This is a genomic window from Microbacterium sp. E-13 (assembly GCF_049912955.1).
Lineage (GTDB): Bacteria > Actinomycetota > Actinomycetes > Actinomycetales > Microbacteriaceae > Microbacterium.
In genome coordinates, this window is sequence record NZ_CP183973.1 from 2,361,131 (window position 1) to 2,378,429 (window position 17,299).

19 protein-coding genes and 1 tRNA gene are annotated in these 17,299 nt (G+C 69.8%); 6 read left to right on the forward strand and 14 right to left on the reverse strand.

The features are described 5' to 3' along the window. Window positions 1-42 precede the first annotated feature (42 nt). Window positions 43-1,947 (reverse strand): hemagglutinin, encoded by a 1,905-nt coding sequence (locus ACN9MP_RS10890; RefSeq protein ID WP_426320102.1) that lies wholly within the window; start codon window positions 1,945-1,947, stop codon window positions 43-45. 223 nt (window positions 1,948-2,170) lie between these two features. Here ACN9MP_RS10890 and ACN9MP_RS10895 point away from each other — a divergent pair, with 223 nt between their 5' ends. Then, the gene (locus tag ACN9MP_RS10895) at window positions 2,171-2,776 is read left to right on the forward strand and encodes a response regulator transcription factor (protein WP_426320104.1); all 606 of its coding nucleotides are present in this window, start codon (window positions 2,171-2,173) and stop codon (window positions 2,774-2,776) included. A gap of 22 nt (window positions 2,777-2,798) precedes the next feature. Here the strand turns inward: ACN9MP_RS10895 and ACN9MP_RS10900 are convergent, their stop codons facing one another. The 7 genes from ACN9MP_RS10900 to ACN9MP_RS10930 are packed head-to-tail and all read right to left on the reverse strand — an operon-like array spanning window position 2,799 to window position 7,299. Continuing rightward, a complete protein-coding gene (locus tag ACN9MP_RS10900; RefSeq protein ID WP_426320106.1) occupies window positions 2,799-3,248 on the reverse strand; it encodes a pilus assembly protein TadG-related protein in 450 nt (149 codons plus the stop codon). Beyond that, the gene (locus ACN9MP_RS10905; RefSeq protein WP_426320108.1) at window positions 3,245-3,691 is read right to left on the reverse strand and encodes a TadE family protein; all 447 of its coding nucleotides are present in this window, start codon (window positions 3,689-3,691) and stop codon (window positions 3,245-3,247) included. The genes ACN9MP_RS10900 and ACN9MP_RS10905 overlap by 4 nt, the downstream gene beginning before the upstream one ends. 4 nt (window positions 3,692-3,695) lie before the next feature. Beyond that, window positions 3,696-4,118 carry a TadE/TadG family type IV pilus assembly protein gene (locus ACN9MP_RS10910; RefSeq protein ID WP_426320110.1) on the reverse strand — a complete coding sequence of 141 codons (423 nt, stop codon included), beginning with the start codon at window positions 4,116-4,118 and terminating at the stop codon, window positions 3,696-3,698. A 16-nt stretch (window positions 4,119-4,134) separates the two neighbouring features. Further along, on the reverse strand, window positions 4,135-4,335 hold the full coding sequence (locus ACN9MP_RS10915; protein WP_426320112.1) for a hypothetical protein: 201 nt from the start codon (window positions 4,333-4,335) through the stop codon (window positions 4,135-4,137). A gap of 17 nt (window positions 4,336-4,352) precedes the next feature. After that, on the reverse strand, window positions 4,353-5,285 hold the full coding sequence (locus ACN9MP_RS10920) for a type II secretion system F family protein (RefSeq protein ID WP_426320114.1): 933 nt from the start codon (window positions 5,283-5,285) through the stop codon (window positions 4,353-4,355). Continuing rightward, window positions 5,282-6,142 (reverse strand): type II secretion system F family protein, encoded by an 861-nt coding sequence (locus tag ACN9MP_RS10925; protein ID WP_426320116.1) that lies wholly within the window; start codon window positions 6,140-6,142, stop codon window positions 5,282-5,284. Before ACN9MP_RS10925 ends, ACN9MP_RS10920 begins: the two co-directional genes overlap by 4 nt. After that, the gene (locus tag ACN9MP_RS10930) at window positions 6,139-7,299 is read right to left on the reverse strand and encodes a CpaF family protein (RefSeq protein WP_426320118.1); all 1,161 of its coding nucleotides are present in this window, start codon (window positions 7,297-7,299) and stop codon (window positions 6,139-6,141) included. The genes ACN9MP_RS10925 and ACN9MP_RS10930 overlap by 4 nt, the downstream gene beginning before the upstream one ends. Before the next feature lie 99 nt (window positions 7,300-7,398). Here ACN9MP_RS10930 and ACN9MP_RS10935 point away from each other — a divergent pair, with 99 nt between their 5' ends. The 3 genes from ACN9MP_RS10935 (at window position 7,399) to ACN9MP_RS10945 (ending at window position 8,586) form a co-directional block, all read left to right on the forward strand. Next, window positions 7,399-7,608 carry a PLDc N-terminal domain-containing protein gene (locus ACN9MP_RS10935; protein WP_426320120.1) on the forward strand — a complete coding sequence of 70 codons (210 nt, stop codon included), beginning with the start codon at window positions 7,399-7,401 and terminating at the stop codon, window positions 7,606-7,608. 68 nt (window positions 7,609-7,676) lie between these two features. Further along, window positions 7,677-7,758, forward strand: a tRNA-Leu gene (locus tag ACN9MP_RS10940). Window positions 7,759-7,803: 45 nt separating this feature from the next. Then, window positions 7,804-8,586 (forward strand): DedA family protein, encoded by a 783-nt coding sequence (locus ACN9MP_RS10945; RefSeq protein ID WP_426320122.1) that lies wholly within the window; start codon window positions 7,804-7,806, stop codon window positions 8,584-8,586. A 13-nt stretch (window positions 8,587-8,599) separates the two neighbouring features. Here ACN9MP_RS10945 and ACN9MP_RS10950 read toward each other — a convergent pair whose 3' ends face one another. Beyond that, on the reverse strand, window positions 8,600-9,541 hold the full coding sequence (locus tag ACN9MP_RS10950; protein ID WP_426320124.1) for a Ku protein: 942 nt from the start codon (window positions 9,539-9,541) through the stop codon (window positions 8,600-8,602). A 76-nt stretch (window positions 9,542-9,617) separates the two neighbouring features. Here ACN9MP_RS10950 and ACN9MP_RS10955 point away from each other — a divergent pair, with 76 nt between their 5' ends. Then, on the forward strand, window positions 9,618-12,335 hold the full coding sequence (locus ACN9MP_RS10955; protein ID WP_426320126.1) for an ATP-dependent DNA ligase: 2,718 nt from the start codon (window positions 9,618-9,620) through the stop codon (window positions 12,333-12,335). Here ACN9MP_RS10955 and ACN9MP_RS10960 read toward each other — a convergent pair whose 3' ends face one another. From ACN9MP_RS10960 to murI, 4 genes are all read right to left on the reverse strand, one after another. Continuing rightward, on the reverse strand, window positions 12,336-13,247 hold the full coding sequence (locus ACN9MP_RS10960; protein WP_426320128.1) for a cation diffusion facilitator family transporter: 912 nt from the start codon (window positions 13,245-13,247) through the stop codon (window positions 12,336-12,338). It lies immediately after the preceding gene. A 94-nt stretch (window positions 13,248-13,341) separates the two neighbouring features. After that, entirely contained in the window at window positions 13,342-13,995 is a 654-nt protein-coding gene (rdgB, locus tag ACN9MP_RS10965) for an RdgB/HAM1 family non-canonical purine NTP pyrophosphatase (protein WP_426325991.1), read from the reverse strand. A gap of 17 nt (window positions 13,996-14,012) precedes the next feature. Continuing rightward, window positions 14,013-14,759, reverse strand: coding sequence for a ribonuclease PH (rph, locus tag ACN9MP_RS10970; RefSeq protein WP_426320130.1), 747 nt, complete (start codon window positions 14,757-14,759; stop codon window positions 14,013-14,015). Window positions 14,760-14,787: 28 nt separating this feature from the next. Continuing rightward, window positions 14,788-15,615, reverse strand: a complete 828-nt coding sequence (gene murI, locus ACN9MP_RS10975; RefSeq protein ID WP_426320132.1) for a glutamate racemase — start codon at window positions 15,613-15,615, stop codon at window positions 14,788-14,790. 41 nt (window positions 15,616-15,656) lie between these two features. Here murI and ACN9MP_RS10980 point away from each other — a divergent pair, with 41 nt between their 5' ends. Next, window positions 15,657-16,982 carry a nicotinate phosphoribosyltransferase gene (locus tag ACN9MP_RS10980; protein WP_426320134.1) on the forward strand — a complete coding sequence of 442 codons (1,326 nt, stop codon included), beginning with the start codon at window positions 15,657-15,659 and terminating at the stop codon, window positions 16,980-16,982. A gap of 3 nt (window positions 16,983-16,985) precedes the next feature. On the opposite strand, the gene ACN9MP_RS10985 is transcribed toward ACN9MP_RS10980, so the two are convergent. Continuing rightward, entirely contained in the window at window positions 16,986-17,252 is a 267-nt protein-coding gene (locus tag ACN9MP_RS10985) for a DUF3039 domain-containing protein (RefSeq protein ID WP_426320135.1), read from the reverse strand. Window positions 17,253-17,299: the final 47 nt, after the last annotated feature.

Below are 17,299 nucleotides of genomic sequence, written 5' to 3' on the forward strand. Positions count from 1 at the left end.
GGGGCGGGGCCGATCGGATCAGGGTCGGATCTCAGTTTTCTGTCATGGTGCGGGGACTGTTCCTCCGTTGGTGATCGTCAGGGCGGTGTTCTCGTGGCAGCTCGCCGGGATGTCATCCTGAGCGGGGTTGGTGCTGTCGTAAGCCACCTTCCAGTAGACGGTCGTCGACGACGAGACGAACACGGTGGTGTTGCTCGTCGACACCGACTGCGGCGACGCACCGGCGACCGCCACGTTCGTCGCGGGGATCAACGGCGTGCCCGTGCAGCCTGCGCCCGGGTACAGCGTGAACGTCACGGTTCCGGCCAGGTTGCCGCCTGCCGATGCCGAGATGTTCGCGGTGTCGTTCGGGTACCACTTCTGCTCGGTGGTCATCCTCGCCGGCACAGTATTCACGACGACGTCCTCAGCGGTCTGGTTGCAGGTCGTGTTGTGGTTCGTCGCGTTGTTGTTCGGGAGGTTGCCGCTGTATTCGGCGACCCAGTGATAGGTGCCGGCCGCGGTGGGTTGGAACTGCGGGTTCGGCGTGCCGTACGTGCCGTTGCCGCTGACCGTCACGGCTGCTGACGTGTACGCCAGCGTCGTGCAGTTGTTCGGACCGTACAGCTTGAACGTGATCGTTCCGCCGGCTGCGGCTCCCGCGGTGTTCGACAGGCTCATCGGAGGCGTGCGCGGTTGCGTCGCCAGCCCGCCGATGGTCGCCGAGTCCGAGACCGTTCCCCCGAGGAAGATCGTCCCGCTCGCCGTGGTGGACAGCGAAGGCGTCACCGGGTTGACGGTGAAGCACTCGTTCGCCGACGAGTCGGTCGATCCGGGGATCTGGCTGGCGCTGTCGCCGCTGAAGGTGGCTCGCCAGCAGTACCTGCCTGCCGATGTGACGTAGGCGTTCGGAGAGAACACCGTCACCGGGTAGGCGGTTCCCGTGAGGTTCGTCGAGCCGACGCTCAGCCCGACGCGATCGACGGTGGGAATGTTCGGATCGTTGACGCCGCTGCACGTGCCGGTGTCGACCTTGCAGAGCCAGAACGCCACCGAGCCGGCCGGTGTGGCCGTGCCGCCGGTGAGGCCGACGACCGCCTTGTCGCGCACCTGCACGACGCCCGTGCCGATCGAGACGCCGTTCGCCGGAACGATGTCGACAGTGCCCGCCTGCGGCGTGGTCACGGTGGTCGACTCGCAGTTGCTCAGCGGGATCTTCTGAAGGATCGTGTCCTTGTAGTCGGCGGTGTCGGAGTTGCCGGTCACGGTACTCGGGATGACGTTGGCGAAGGCGTTGCACGCTCCGCCGCCGCCGAGGCCGTTCGCGGTGAGGTTGATCGCCGCTTCGCCGCGGAAGCCGTCAGCGCTGTAGGCCGCGTCGGAGTCCGTGAGCGGGATGGGGGTACCGAGCGTCAGGTTGGGCTTGGTACCGCTCCACACACGCACGAACAGGTCGGTGTTGCCGCCCTGCTGATCCCAGAAGATCAGGAAGTCGCCGGCCTTGCGGTTCGCCCACGGGTTGCAGTCGGCGATAAGGCTCTCCTTCGTGGCGGTGTCGTATGCGCACGCGGTGGGCGCCGCATCCTTCATGAACTCGTACGCGATGAATCCGCTGCCGTTCGCGCTGTCTCGCTGCCATGCGAAGTACAGGTAGTCGGTGAAGGTGCCGGGCGGGCTTTCGACGCGCGTCGTGTCGAGCCACGCGGTGTTCAGGTCGACCTGCCCGTTCGGATTGGTGTCACCGAGTGTCGGCGGCGCGTCCCTGTTGATGACACCGATCTTGGTGGTGCTCGAGTTGAGGGGGCCGAGCTCCTTGTTGCTGCCGGCGGGATCGGTGATCGGGGTGAGGTCCGGATCGGTGTCGTCCGGCACGACGCCGTCGATGTTGTAGGGGCCGATCTGGTCGGCCAGCGCCGCCGGGGCTATGGCGGCGGATGCGACGAGCGCGAGGGCGGTTATGCCGACCACCCAGGGCGCCCGCCTGCGGCGTGCGGGAGTTTTCCGACAGTCGGTCGGGTCTTGACTGTTCATGGCGTCCTCTTCTCTCGGCGCACCACTGGTCATGGTGCTGCCCAGCGCTTAGGCTAGGAACCGCGTGGGGACGCGACCATCGGAGATGTCAGTAACTGGGGCTGGGGAATCTCCCTAGGGGTTCGTCTCAGGCGAGAAGCGCGCGATTCGGGGAGGAATCGTGAGCTCGGAAGACACATATGCGCTCGTGGTCGCTGGGGACCACGTGAGGACCGACTACGTGAAGCTGCTGGAGCGGCTCGGTCTGCGTTCGGCGGAGTTCGAACGGACGACGGATGCTGCCACCTGGCTCAACGGTCATCCACCGGCGGTGGCGATCCTCGAGGTCGAAGACGGCGGGTGCGGTCTGCTGCGGGAGCTTCGCGATCGCTACGGAGCGGACATGCCCGCGGTGCTGGTCTCGGCGGTCCGCACCACACCGGCGGATGTCGTTGCCGGGCTTCTCGTGGGAGCGGACGACTACGCCGCCGAGTCGATGGATGCCGAGGAGTTCCTCGCGCGCGTGCGCCGGCTCGTGGACCGCACGAAGCCGACGCGCGGCGCGACAGCTGATCTCAGACGCCTGTCATCACTCACTCAGCGCGAGCGGCAGGTGCTGGCGCTGACGACGGAGGGGATGACGCAGAAGCAGGTCGCGACGGCGATGGGCATCAGCATCAAGACGGTCGGCGCGCACATGCAGAACCTGCTCGGCAAGCTCGGCGTGCACTCGCGGATGGAGGCTGTGGCGCTGGCCGCTCGCGCCGCGGCGAACGTCGAGGGTTAGCGAGGTCTCCGATTGGTTCGGGTCAGCGGAGCGCCGTGCGGCTCGTCGCTGTGGCTCGGAGGGAGACGCCTTCCGGGACGAACACGGTGACGACCGGCGGATGCCACTCCCCGGCGACCGTGACCCGCGCTGAGACGCCGTCGGGCGTGGTGGCGGAGATGAGGCGGACTTCCCCACCGATCTCGTCGACCATCGCCGCGGCCTCTCGCTGCACGCCGGCGTCGGTGAGCGTCGCGACCGGTTCGTCGTCGACCACCGACAGGGCGAAGCCGTCCGCAGCGGCCAGGGCGGCGGCATCCGCTATCGCATCCAGCTGCTTCTGTCTGAGGTAAAGACTCGTCGCGGCTGTGCACACGAGGATCACGGCGAGGGCAAGGAGGCCGTAGCCGAGCGTGAGGATGAGGATGCTGCCCGCGTCGTCTGCACCCTCGACTCGCCGGGCGAGAAGCGGGCGACGCAGCCGAGCGGTCATTGCTCGGTCCAGAAGCGCGACACCTTGTGCGCGGCGCTCGCCTCGATCGGGACGGCGGAGATGCGGTCGAGATCGAGCACCGGCGGCACCAGCGGCAGCGCGACGCGGGTGGTCACCCGTACGTGCAGCGTCGCTCCGGCGCGCGGACAGGTCGCACCTGATGGTGAGCAATCGAGAGCGAGCTCGACGTCATCCAATCCGTACTCCTCACGGACCGCGTCCAGAATCGCGCCAGCCCGGGCGCGCGCGTCGTCCGCGTCGGTCGCGGTGGCAACCGCTCGGGCGATGTGCCGCGCGGCGGCCTCGGCGCCGAGGCTCTGACCCTGGATGAGCCCGAGAGCGACGATGAGGTAGACGAGCGGCACGAGGAGCAGCAGACCCACCAGGATGAACTCCAGCGCGGCGGACCCGCGCTCGGCTTCGCCCGCGGTGCGGAACTCCACGCCCTCAGTCGAAGGACTCGACCGGCGCATGCGCGGTCACCTCCAGCGAGCGCGGTGTGCCCAGCAGCCCCACGAGAGGAAGCATGGCCTCGACGCGCACCTCGACCGTCTCTTCGCCGAACGCGGACGTCTCGCGGACCTCGACCTCGGCCGCGTAGTCGGCGCCGATGGTTCTGCTCACGATTTCGCGCGTACGCAGGGCGCCGTCGTCGAGCGTCGTGTCGGCCAGCGCCGCGTGGTAGGCCCCCTCGACAGCGGCGTCGTGGACGACGTTGCGGACGTAGACCGCGAGGCCGAACTGCAGCACCCCGAGCGTGACGAGGGTCAGGAGCGTGCCGACGAGCACGAACTCGACCGGGCTTGAACCGGTATCGTCGCGGAGATCGGCTTCGAGCCGGGCACGAATGCCCGCAATCGCACCGGGCACCCCTGGAGGCACGGGCTCAGAGCCCGGACACGCGACTGATGGCCTGCTCGAACAGGTCGGCGAGCGCCGGCCCCGCCATCGCCCAGATCACGACCACCAGTCCCGCGGTCATGAGAGTGATCAGTACCCAGCCGGGAACGTCACCCCGTTCGTCCTCGGCGAGGTCGACCAGCGTCGCGCGCAGTCGTGCGGTGAGCCGCAGCATCCGTGTCTTCATCGTTTTCCTTCCGGCGGTCAAGCGAGTCCGAGTCGAAGCATGAAGATCCCCGGGAACACCGCGAACAGCACACTCAGCGGGAGAATCAGGAACACCAGGGGGAACAGCATGTAGATCTCTTTGCGGCCGGCGCGCTCGATGAGCGTGCGCTTGGCGTCTTCGCGGGCATCGAGCGCCTGTGCCTGCAGCACATGGGCGAGGGGCGCACCGCGGTCTATCGCAGCCACGACCTGATCGATCGCGCGGGTGAGCGGGGGGATCTCGAGGCCGGCCGCCAGTCGCGTGAGCGACTCCGACAGCGGCGAGCCGGTTCCGACGGCCACGACCACGCCGCGCACCTCTGTGGTCAGCTCACCTGCACCGACCTCGCTCACGCGGCGCAGGGAGTCGAGGATGCCCTCGCCTGCCGACAGGCATAGCGCGAGGAATTCGAGGACCGTGGGCAGCTCCTCCTGGATGCGCGACGCGCGCGCTTGCGAGGCCCTTGTGAGAGAGGCGTCGTAGAGCAGCGCGGCACCGACCGCGGCAACGGGCGGCAGCAGTCCGAGCACAGCCGACCCGCGGCCGGCGAGCACCAGCACGACGACCACCCCGCCGCCGGCGGCCAGCCCGGCGACGGCCCAGGCGAGCTGTGTTGCCCGGAATTGCGCAGCGTCGATCGTCCACGCCGCCCGGTGCAGCCGCCGCTCGAGCGAGGCGTCACCACCCGCGAGCCGCGCGAACCTCCGCTGCACGACGACCGTCCACGCGAAGGTCGACCCGACGGCACCGGGAGCCGGCACATCGAGTCCGCGCGGGTCGGTCACGTCCCGGATGTAGGGAGCGATCCGACGCGTGAGGCTCGGCGCACCCCATCGTGGCGCGAGCGACATCAACAGGCACACCCCGACGCTCCACGCCGTACCCAGCACGATCGCGTACGCCACGTCGGCCATCGCCGTTCCGGTCATCCGAACCACCGCCGCGGTTGAGGCAGCCGGCCAAGCCGGAGCATCAGGCGGTATGCCAGCAGCGAGACACCCGCTCCGACGACGATCAGCACGACCCCGCCGGCGCTTCCGTACGCTCGCGCACCCTCCGGTCGCATCGCGAGCATCGCCAGGATGACCCACGGGGCCACGACGCCGAGCGCCGCCGCCCCGCGAATCCACGACTGGCGCGATTCGACCTCGGCGCGCAGTGCCGCGTCGGCGCGAACGGCCCCCGCGAGCGCCCGGAGCACGGTGGTGAGCTCGGTGCCGCCGACCTGGCGAGCCATGCGCAGCGTCTCGACGATACGGTCGGCGACGGGATCGGCGAGGTTGGTCTTGAGCCGGAGGATGCTGGAGTCGAAGTGCCCCGATGCCGCCATGTCGCGTGCGAATACGCCGAACGGCGCCCGCAGCTCGAGAGGGGCGGAGTCGGCGAGAGTCGACACGGCGTCCGGAAGCGACATCCCCGCACGCACGGACGCGATGAGCAGGTCGCAGACATCCGGCCACAGTCCGCGCCGTGCGCGCAGTCGCTGGGCTCGTCGCGCTCGCAGCCACGCGAACGGCGCGACGCCTCCCGCGGCTGCGGCGACGACCGCGAGCGCTATGACCGGCGCGATGAGCCAGGCGATCGAGGCGGTCACCGCCGCGCACACGCCCGCCACGAGCACGATCGAGCCGGCCGACGTGCGCGCGAAGCCCGCGTCCTCGAGCAGACGGGAGATCCGGCCGCGTCGTGCACCGCTCCCGGTCACCCTGGACCTCGCCGGCCACACCCACGGCGAGACCGTCAGAAGCAGACCCGCCGCCAGCACTGCGCCCCACACGAAGGTCATGCCGCGTCCGCCCGGTAGAGCGTGCGTGCCGCGACGACCCCGTCGGCCACGCCGGTGGGCGCGACGATCTCGACCACGCGACGCGCGCCCGAGGCATCCCGCTCGCACTGCGCGACGAGATGGACGGATGCCGCGACCGCCGGCTGCACGAAGCTCGCGTCGATGTTCCGCCCGGCGAGGAGGGGCAGTGCGGCCAGCTTGCCGAGTGCCTCCCGTGCCGAGTTGGCGTGGATGGTCGCGGCGCCCGGCACACCGGTGTTGAGGGCGAGGAGCAGGTCGAGCGCCTCGGCGTCGCGCACCTCGCCCACGACGAGCCGGTCGGGGCGCATGCGCAGCGCCTCCTTCACCAGGCGCCGGAGTGTCACCTCGCCGGTTCCTTCGAGACTCGGCTGCCGCCCCTGGAGCGCGACGAGATCCGGCGCCGCCACGGCGAGCTCGAAGGTCTCCTCGACCGTCACGATGCGTTGCTCGGGTGGGCACGCGGCGATGAGCGCGCCGAGCAGTGTCGTCTTGCCCGCGTGCGTCGCCCCGGAGACGAGCACGGACCGCCCGGCGATCATCGCGTCGCGCAGCAGCGTCGCGGCGGCGGGCGCGACCGACCCGGCGGCGACCAGGCGGCCCAGGTCGCGATAGGCGGGCAGGAACTTGCGGATGTTGACCGCCCAGTGGCGCCGGGTGATGTCGGGGATCGCCACGTGGAGCCGGGAGCCGTCTGGGAGCGAGGCGTCCACGAAGGGCTGACTCAGGTCGACCCGGCGGCCGCTGGATTGCAGCATCCGTTCCACCAGATCTCTCACCGCCGTGTCGGTGAGCGTCAGGGGTGTGCGCTCGGGCACGCCGCCGCGCGCGACGAAGATGCGGTCGGGGGCGTTGATCCACACCTCCTCGATCGTCGGATCATCGAGGTACGCCTGCAGCGGCCCGAACCCGGCGACCGCGGCGAGCACTTCGCGTACGCAGGCCGTCTCGTCGTCGACCGGCGCCAGTCCGCGAGCCAGCGCGAAGTCGTTGTGTCGACGCACTTCGGCGCGGGCGACCTGGGCGGCGAACTCGGGGTCGCGGGTGGGATCCGACCGTTCGGCACGGAGACGCTCGCGCACGCGCTCCGCCACGACGGTCGCGGCAGGGGCGCCGGTGGTGGCTGCGGGCGAGGTCACCCGAGCATCCTCGCAATTCGCGACGGATCGGGCCGAGAGTTATCCACAGTCGCGGCCCCGACCCGCAGGAGGCAGGATGGGAGCACACTCGAAAGGACGATGATGACGAAGACAGAACTCGCCCCGGCGGCGAAGGCAGGGCTCGGCGTCCTGGGCATCCTCCAGGTCGCCTTCGCGTTCCTGGCGTTCTGGGATCTCGCCCACCGGGACGCGGAAGAGGTGCGCGGACCCAAGGTCGCGTGGGTCCCCGCGATCCTGGTCAACTGGATCGGCCCGGCCAGCTACTTCCTGTTCGGCATCCGCCGGTAAGCCCGCTTTCGCGCCGACGGCCCGCCCCGCCGCGAGGCCCCGGTCGCCTCAGTAGACTGAACCCACTCGCGGGAGTGGTGAAATTGGCAGACACGCAGGATTTAGGTTCCTGTGCCTCCGGGCGTGTGGGTTCAAGTCCCACCTTCCGCACGCGAGTTCTCGCATTCTCCGCCGACTGACGACGGGACGACCATCGTGCACGCTGTTCCCACCGCCCTGATCCCGTGGCTGGATCCGGCCGCCATCATCGACTGGGCGGGCCCTTGGGCGCTCGTCGTCGTGTGCTTCATCGTCTTCGCCGAGACGGGCCTGCTCATCGGCTTCCTTCTCCCCGGTGACACCCTGCTGGTGATCTCGGGCCTGCTGACGCACACGAGCAACATCTTCGGCGTCAACATCTGGGTCGTTTCGCTGCTGATCGGACTCTCCGCCTTCATCGGCGGTGAAGTCGGGTACTTCATCGGCCACAAGGGTGGCCCGGCGGTCTTCGAGAAGAAGGAATCGGGCCTGTTCAGCGTCAAGAACGTCGAGCGCACCAACGCCTTCTTCGAGCGATTCGGCGGGCTCACGATCATCCTGGCCCGATTCGTGCCGATCGTGCGCACGTTCGCCCCCGTCGCCGCCGGCATCGGCCACATGAACAAGTGGAAGTACACGCTCTACAACCTCACCGGCGCCGTGCTGTGGGGCTTCGGACTGACGATGTTCGGCTACCTTCTCGGCTACATCCCGCCTGTCGCGGAGTTCGTCGAGAACTACATCGACCTCATCCTCCTCGTGGCCGTCGGCGGCACGGCGCTCGTCACGCTCTGGCACTACGTCCGCGAGCGCAGCAAGGCCAAGAAGGCCGCGGCTGCCGGGGAAGACGTCGTCACCGACCACGCCGAGGCCGAGGCGCTCGTCCTCGATCCGGAGGTCTTCGAGCGCGGGCCGGAGCACGGCCACGAGCACGAGCGGGGCACGGGCCCGGCGGCCTGACGCCGTCAGCCCGTCAGGACGCCTTCTTCTTCGCCGCGGGCTTCTTCGCCGGGGGCTTCTTCGCCTTCGACTCAGCCGCGGATTTCTTGGCGGATGCTGCACCCTCCGGGGTCGCGGTGGTGCCGGCATCCTTCTTCCCTGACGAGGACGTCGACGCTCCTTCGCGCGCCGCACGGGACTTCTCGACGCTGGCACGCAGGGCGGCCATGAGGTCGATGACCTCGCCGCCCGCCTCCTCTTCCTCCTGCTCGCCGAAGGTCTCCGCGGTGTCGACCGCATCGCCCTTCTCGAGCTTCGCCTCGATGAGGGTGCGCAGCTCCTCCTGATACTCGTCCTTGAACTCCTCGGGGTCGAAGTCGCTCGAGAAGCTCTCGACGAGGGATGCCGACAGCTCCAGCTCCTTCGCCGAGATCCTGACCGGCTCGTCCAGCGACGGGAACGCCGCCTCCCGCACCTCGTCGGACCACAGGAGGGTCTGCAGCACCAGCACGTCGTCGCGCACCCGTAGCGCCGCGAGGCGCGTCTTCTGCCGGAGCGAGAACCGCACGATCGCCGTGCGGTCGGTCTGCTCGAGCGTCTTGCGCAGCAGCACGTAGGCCTTCGGGGAGCTCGAGTCCGGCTCGAGATAGTAGGAGCGGTCGAGGGTCAGCAGATCGATCTGCTCGCTCGGCACGAACTCGACGACGTCGATCTCGCGGCTTCGCTCGGCCGGAAGCGAGTCCAGGTCCTCCTTGGTGAGCACGACGGTGCGCTCCCCGTCGTCGTACGCCTTGTCGATGTCCTGGAAGGCGACGATCTCGCCGCACACCTCGCACTTGCGCTGGTAGCGGATGCGACCGCCGTCCTTGTTGTGCACCTGGTGCAGCGAGACGTCGTGGTCCTCGGTCGCCGAGTACACCTTCACCGGCACGTTGACGAGGCCGAACGTCAGTGCACCCTTCCAGATCGCTCTCACCCCACCAGTGAACACCTGTCACACGCTCGGCGGCTACCCCCGCCCACCGGGTTGCGTCACACGGCAGGATGGGCCTATGGCGGGCGACGAGCAGCTGGTGCGCATCGGTGGCCGCCGTCTGCGCGTCACGAACCTCGAGAAGGTGCTCTATCCCGAGACCGGCACCACCAAGGGCGAGGTCATCGACTATTACTCGCGAGTCGCCGAGGTGCTCATCCCCCATGTGGTCGGGCGGCCCGTCACCCGCAAGCGCTGGCCTGACGGCGTGGGCACCGCGGACGACCCCGGGATGGTGTTCTTCGCGAAGGACCTCGAACGCGGGGCGCCGTCATGGGTGCGGCGGATGCCGATTCCCCACTCCAGCGGCACCAAGGACTATCCGCTGGTCGGCGACGTGCCGACGCTCGTGTACCTGGCGCAGGTGGCCAGTCTCGAGCTGCACGTGCCGCAGTGGCGGTTCACGCCAGGAGGCGACAGGGGCCCTGCCGATCGGCTGGTGCTGGACCTCGACCCGGGGCCGGGTGTGGGGCTCGCGGAGTGCGCGGTCGTCGCCGGGTGGGCGCGCGCCATCCTCGTCGGGATGGGGCTGGAGCCGTACCCGGTCACGAGTGGAAGCAAAGGCATCCATCTCTATGCCGCCCTGCCGCCCGGCCAGACCACCGAGCAGGCGTCGACACTCGCAAACGAACTCGCGCGCGCGATCGAGGCCGACCACCGCGACCTCGTCGTGAGCAGCATGAAGAAGTCCGAGCGGCACGGCAGAGTGCTCATCGACTGGAGCCAGAACAACGGATCGAAGACGACGATCGCCCCGTACTCGCTGCGCGGCCGTCCCCACCCGACGGTGGCCGCCCCCCGGACGTGGGACGAGCTGGACGAGCCCGGCCTGCGGCACCTCGAGTTCGGGGAGGTGCTCGAGCGCATCGAGGCGATCGGCGACCCGATGGCACCGCTGGGCTTCCATGCGGGTGGCCGGGAGGCGGAATCGGGCCCGCTGTCGGCGTACATCTCCAAGCGCAGCGCCGACAGGACCCCCGAGCCGGTGCCGGTGAACCCCCTCGGCACGACCCCGAGCGGCGAGCGCCCCCGCTTCGTCATCCAGGAGCACCATGCCACGGCGCTGCACTGGGACTTCCGCCTGGAGCACGAGGGGGTGCTGGTCAGCTGGGCGGTCCCGCGGGGCGTGCCGCACTCGTACAAGCGCAACAACCTCGCGATCATGACCGAGGACCACCCCATGGAGTACGCGACGTTCGAGGGCACGATCCCCAGCGGCGAGTACGGCGGCGGCACCGTCACGATCTGGGACGACGGCCGTTACGACCTGGAGAAGTGGCGCGACGACGAGATCATCGCCACCCTCGACGGGCGTCCGGGCGGCCCACTCGGCCGCGTGCGTCTCGCGCTGATCCGGACGCAGGGCGAGGGCGAGAAGTCCAGCTGGCTGCTGCACCGGATGAAGACGGATGCCGAGGGGCGACCTCAGCCGGACGGCATCGTCGTCGAGCCGACGCCGCAAGCCGACGAGCCGCGACGTGGCCGTTCGCCCCGGGAGGGAGCGCACGACGCACCTCGAAAAGCCCATGTGAGCTCCGGTTCACACAGCACCCCAGAACCCCATGTGAGTTCCGGTTCACACAGCACCCCAGAACCCCATATGAGTTCCGGTTCACACAGCACCCCGCCCCCCGATGTGAGCTCCGGTTCACACGGCGACGAGGGCGATGCGACGGCTCTCCCCCACGTGAAGAGCCGTGTGAACCTCAAGTTCAATGGAGTTTCAGGAGCGTCTGCGCCGTCGGCCCACGCTGATCTCCGGCCCATGCTGTCCACCTCCGCGACGCCGGCGCAGGCACGGGCCGCGGCCCGCAGCTGGGCTGAGCGCGACGGCGACGACGCCGCATGGGTCGAGATGAAATGGGACGGCATCCGCGCCGTCGGCGCGTGGGATGGCGAGCGCCTGCGGCTGTACACACGGAGCGGCAACGAGGTGACTCACCGGTACCCCGAGCTGACCGCGGTCGATGCCGGCTTCGGTCCTGAGCCGTGCGTCGTCGACGGAGAGCTCGTGGCACTCGAGCCGGACGGGCGACCGAGCTTCCCGCTGCTGCAGACGCGCATGAACCTCGAGCGCGCGGGCGACATCGCCCGAGAGGCCCGTCGCACCCCGGTGCGCTACTACCTGTTCGATGTGCTGGCGCACGACGGCGAAGACCTTGCCGACCTGCCCCTGCGCGAGCGCCGGGACGAGCTGGAGGCGGTGGCGGCAGCATCCGTCGATCCCATCGTCGTGCCACCGGTGTTCGACGATGTCGACGCGGCGCTCGAGACCAGCGAGCAGCTGCGGCTGGAGGGGATCGTCGTCAAGGATCCCGGCTCGCGGTATCTGCGCGGCGGCCGGTCGGCCGCCTGGCTGAAGGTGAAGCTCACGCGTACGCAGGAAGTGGTGATCGCGGGGATCCGCCCGGGCAAGGGCGGCCGCAGCACCACGTTCGGATCGCTGCTGCTCGGCATTCCCGACGGCGAAGGACTGCGCTACGCGGGCCGTGTCGGCACAGGCTTCAGCGACTCGACGCTGAAGGCGCTGATGAAGACGCTGCTGCCGCTGCGCACCGACGACAACCCGCTTGTGGGCGTTCCGCCACTCGATGCCCGCGACGCCCTGTGGGTGCGGCCGGAGTTCGTGGGCGAGGTGGAGTACGGCGAGTTCACGCCGGGAGGGATTCTCCGGCACCCCCGCTGGCGCGGACTGCGGCCCGACAAGACGCCGTCCGAGGTTCACCGCGAGGACTGATCAGGTGTGGGCGCCATGCTCGACATGGCCGGCCGGCTCGAGCTGGAACGTCGAGTGCTCGACGTCGAAGTGCTGCGAGAGACAGCTCTGCAGGTCGCTCAGGATGCCGGCGGCCCGCCCATCGGCGAGTGCGGCGTCGTCCACGACGACGTGAGCCGTGAAGACCGGCGCGCCGCGCGTGAGCTGCCACACGTGCACGTCGTGTACATCGACGACACCCGGCGTCGTGAGGATGTGGTCGCGGATCTCGCGCACATGCGTACCCTTCGGCGCGGATTCGGCGAGCACCGAGACGACCTCGCGCAGCAGCCCGATCGCGCGCGGGATGATCATCGCCGCGATCAGCAGCGACGCGATCGCGTCGGCCTGATCCCAGCCGGTCACCACGATGACGATCGCCGCCGCGATCACGGCGGCCGAGCCGATGAGGTCGCCGAGCACCTCGAGGTAGGCGCCCCGCACGTTGATGCTGTGCCGCTGGGCAGCGCTCAGCAGCCACATGGCCACGGCGTTCGCGACGAGCCCGACGATCGCGACGACGAGCATGAGGCCGCCCGCGACCTCCGCCTCCCCCGGGTCGACCAGGCGCGAGACGCCCTCGATCGCCACCCACACCGACAGCAGAATGAGGATGACGCCGTTGACGAGTGCACCGAACACCTCGGCGCGCTGGTAGCCGAAAGTGCGGCGATCGTTGGCGGGCCGCGCCGCGACGGTGCTGGCGATCAGCGCGATCACGAGGGCGGCAGCATCCGTGAACATGTGCGCGGCATCCGCGAGCAGCGCGAGGGACCCCGAAAGCGCCGCCCCGACGACCTGCACCACCATGACCGTGGCGGTGAGCGCGAGCGAGATCGCGAGGAGCCGCCGGTTGCCGGCCCCCCGAATGCCCGTCGGCGCGTGCTCGTGCATGACCTCAGGCTAAGCCCGCGAGGCGCCGCGCCGCCGCCGATCCACGCAGTCGGGAACGATGCTGCGAATCACTCTCAGGAACCGCGCTGGGGGCTCAGAGATCTGCGAGCAGCGGGGCGAGAGCCTCGAACGCGCGCGAGCGATGGGACGCCGCGTTCTTCTCGTACGCGGTCCACTCCCCGACCGTCCGCTCCGCGCCCTGCTCCTGCCCGTCGGGGATGAAGATCGGGTCGTAGCCGAAGCCGCCCGTCCCCGCCGGCGCCGTCGCCAGGCGTCCCGGCCACACGCCCTCGACGACGCCCTCGCGGGAACCGTCGCCCGGAACCACGAGCGCGATCGTCGAGACGAACTGCGCCGTGCGGTGGGGGTCGCGGATGTCGGCGAGCTGGTCGAGCAGCAGGTCGAGGTTCGCCGAGGCATCCTTCGCGTGCCCTGCCCAGTACGCCGAGAATACGCCCGGAGCCCCGCCGAGCACGTCCACGCAGATGCCCGAGTCGTCCGCGAGCGCCGGAAGACCGGTGTGCTCAGCCGCCGCCCGCGCCTTGATGAGGGCGTTCTCGGCGAACGTCACGCCGTCCTCGACCGGCTCCGGGCCGTCGTAGGCGACCACGATGAGATCCGGTCGCGTCGCCGCCACGATCGCCTGGAACTCCTCGACCTTGTGACGGTTGTGCGTCGCGAGCACGATCTGCGGCAGCGTGTGCGCGGTCGCCGACTCCGACTCGACCGCGGCGACCGCATCCGCCATGTCTTGGGGGTGCGCGGTCACGCCGCACCCTCGGCGGCGAGCGCGGCGGCCTGGAAGTCGCGGAGGTCGGCGCACCCGCTGACACCCAGCTCGAGGAGCGCGTCGAGTTCGCGCTTGTCGAACGGCGCGCCCTCGGCGGTCCCCTGCACCTCGACGAACAGTCCGCGGCCGGTGACGACCACGTTCATGTCGGTCTCGGCGCGCACGTCCTCGACGTAGGCGAGGTCGAGCATCGGCTCGCCGTCGATGATGCCCACGGACACCGCAGAGACCGAGTCGAACAGCACCTGCGCCTTCTGACCGATGAACCTCTTCCCGCGGCCCCACTCGATCGCGTCCGCGAGTGCGACGTACGCGCCGGTGATGGCAGCGGTGCGGGTGCCCCCGTCGGCCTGCAGCACGTCGCAGTCGATGACGATCGTGTTCTCACCGAGGGCCTTCGTATCGACGACGGCACGCAGCGCACGCCCGATCAGGCGCGAGATCTCGTGCGTGCGGCCGCCGATCTTGCCCTTGACGCTCTCGCGGTCGTTGCGGTCGTTCGTCGCGCGCGGCAGCATCGCGTACTCCGCCGTGATCCACCCTTTGCCCTTGCCGGCCAGCCAGCGCGGCACGCCGTTCGTGAACGACGCCGTGCACAGCACCTTCGTGTTCCCGAAGGAGATGAGCGCCGACCCCTCCGCCTGCTTCGACCAGCCCCGCTCGATCATGACGGGGCGCAGCTGATCGACGGAACGGCCGTCGGCACGGGTGATCTCGGTCATTTCTCTCCTCCGGGAGGGGACGGATGCCTCAGCCGAGGCGGGATGGAAGGTCGATGGCGCCGGTCTGCACGAGCCGCACGGAAGTGACCTCGCGGCCCATGAGCCGGTGCGCGAGCAGCAGGAAGTCGTCGGCCGACGCGCCCGTCGCCTCGTAGACGTGGCGGGGCTCGGCCTCCGGTCCCGCGAGCAGATCGCGGGAAACCAGCTGGCGATAGACGTCCTTCGCGGTCTCGGTGTCACTCGACACCAGGCTCACGTCCGGACCCATGACGTAGCTGATGGCGCCCTCGAGGAACGGGTAGTGCGTGCAGCCGAGCACGAGCGTGTCGACTGCGGCGGCGCGCAACGGGGCGAGGTACTCCTCGGCGACGGCGAGCACCTCCGGCGAGCCGGTGACTCCCGCCTCGACGAACTCGACGAAGCGCGGGCACGCCTGAGCGAAGACCGTCAGTCGCTCGTTGACGCCGAGCATGTCCTGGTAGGCGCCCGAGCTGATCGTGCCTGCGGTGCCGATCACCCCGACGCGGCCGTTGCGGGTCGTCGACATGGCGGTGCGGACCGCGGGGTTGATCACCTCGACCACCGGAACGTCGTAGCGCTCTCGCGCGTCGCGCAGCATGGCCGCAGAGGCGGTGTTGCAGGCGATCACGAGCATCTTGACGCCCTGGGCCACCAGGTCGTCGAGCACCTCCAGCGCGTAGCGGCGCACGTCGGCGATCGGCTTCGGACCATAGGGCGAGCGCGCGGTGTCGCCGATGTAGAGGATCGACTCCCGGGGAAGCAGCGCCGAGACGGCCCGCGCGACGGTGAGCCCGCCGACTCCGGAGTCGAAGATTCCGATCGGCGCGTCGTTCACGATGCCCCAGCCTACGCCAGGCGCTGGCTAGGCTGGCCCGCATGAGCGCCTCGACCGCCCTGCTGACGGACCGCTACGAGCTCACGATGATCGACGCCGCGCTGCGCGACGGCACCGCCCACCGGCGGTGCGTCTTCGAATTGTTCGGCAGGCGCCTGCCGGGGGCGCGCCGGTTCGGCGTCGTCGGCGGCACGGGCCGCCTGCTGTCGCTCATCCGGGATTTCCGGTTCGCGGCCGAGGAGCTGCAGTACCTGCGTGACGAGGACGTGGTGGATGCCGCCACCCTCGACTTCCTCCAGGACTACCGGTTCACGGGCTCGGTGACCGGCTACCGCGAGGGGGAGTTGTACTTTCCGGGCTCCCCCATCCTGACGATCGAAGGCACGTTCGCGGAGGCGGTCGTGCTCGAGACGCTGGCGCTGAGCGTGCTCAACTACGACTCCGCGATCGCGACGGCCGCGGCCCGCATGAGCATCGCCGCCGGCGACCGGCCCCTCGCCGAGATGGGCTCACGCCGCGCCGCCGAGGGCTCGGCGGTCGCCGCGGCGCGCGCGGCCTACATCGCCGGGTTCGGCGCGACCTCGAATCTCGAGGCGGGGCGACGGTGGGGCATCCCGACGATGGGCACCGCCGCACACGCGTGGACGCTCCTCCACGACACGGAGGAGGACGCCTTCCGGGCGCAGGTCGAGGCGCTCGGGGTGGGAACGACGCTCCTCGTCGACACGTACGACATCCGCACCGGCGTCGAGACCGCCGTGCGCGTCGCCGGAACCGGCCTGGGCGGAGTGCGCATCGACTCCGGCGACCTGCCGACCGTCGCGGCCGAGGTGCGCGCGCAGCTCGACGAGCTGGGTGCCACGCGCACGCGCATCACCGTGACGAGCGACCTCGACGAGTACGCGATCGCCGCGCTCGCGGCATCCCCGGTCGACGCGTACGGTGTGGGCACGTCGGTCGTCACGGGGTCCGGCACCCCCACCGCCGGCATGGTCTACAAGCTCGTGGCGCGCCAGGACGACGCGGGCGGCTGGGTCGCGGTCGCCAAGGCGTCGACCGACAAGGCGTCGAAGGGCGGCCGTAAGGCGGCGTTCCGCACCCTCGACGCCGGCACAGCAACGAGCGAGCTCATCGTCGTGTCGGACGGCTTCGAGCAGCTCGACACCGCCACCTCGCACCCGGACGCACGGCCGTTGCAGGTCCAGCTGGTGGTGGACGGAGAACCGGATGCCGCGTACGAGGGCTCCGCGGGCGTCGAGGCCGCGCGGGCCCATCACGCGCGTGTACGCGAAGAGCTGCCGGTGCGCGGTCTCGCGCTCAGCCGCTCCGATCCGGCGATTCCCACCGTCTACGCCGACGCGGAGTGACGGTCAGGTCGCGAGGGACTCGTAGATCTCTTTGCAGGTCGGGCACACCGGGAACTTCTCGGGATCGCGGCCGGGGGTCCACTTCTTCCCGCACAGTGCGCGCACCGGCTTGCCGGTGAGCGCGGACTCGAGGATCTTGTCCTTCTTCACGTAATGCGAGAAGCGCTCGTGGTCACCCGGCTCGATGTTCTCTTCTTTGAGGAGCTCTTCGAGCTCGCGATCGAGGGTCGCGGTGCCGCCCTGGTCGGGGCTGTCCAGCGGGGTGCTCATGGTCTGCCAGTGTAGTCGGGGCGAGCGGTCACAGGGCGGCGAAGAGC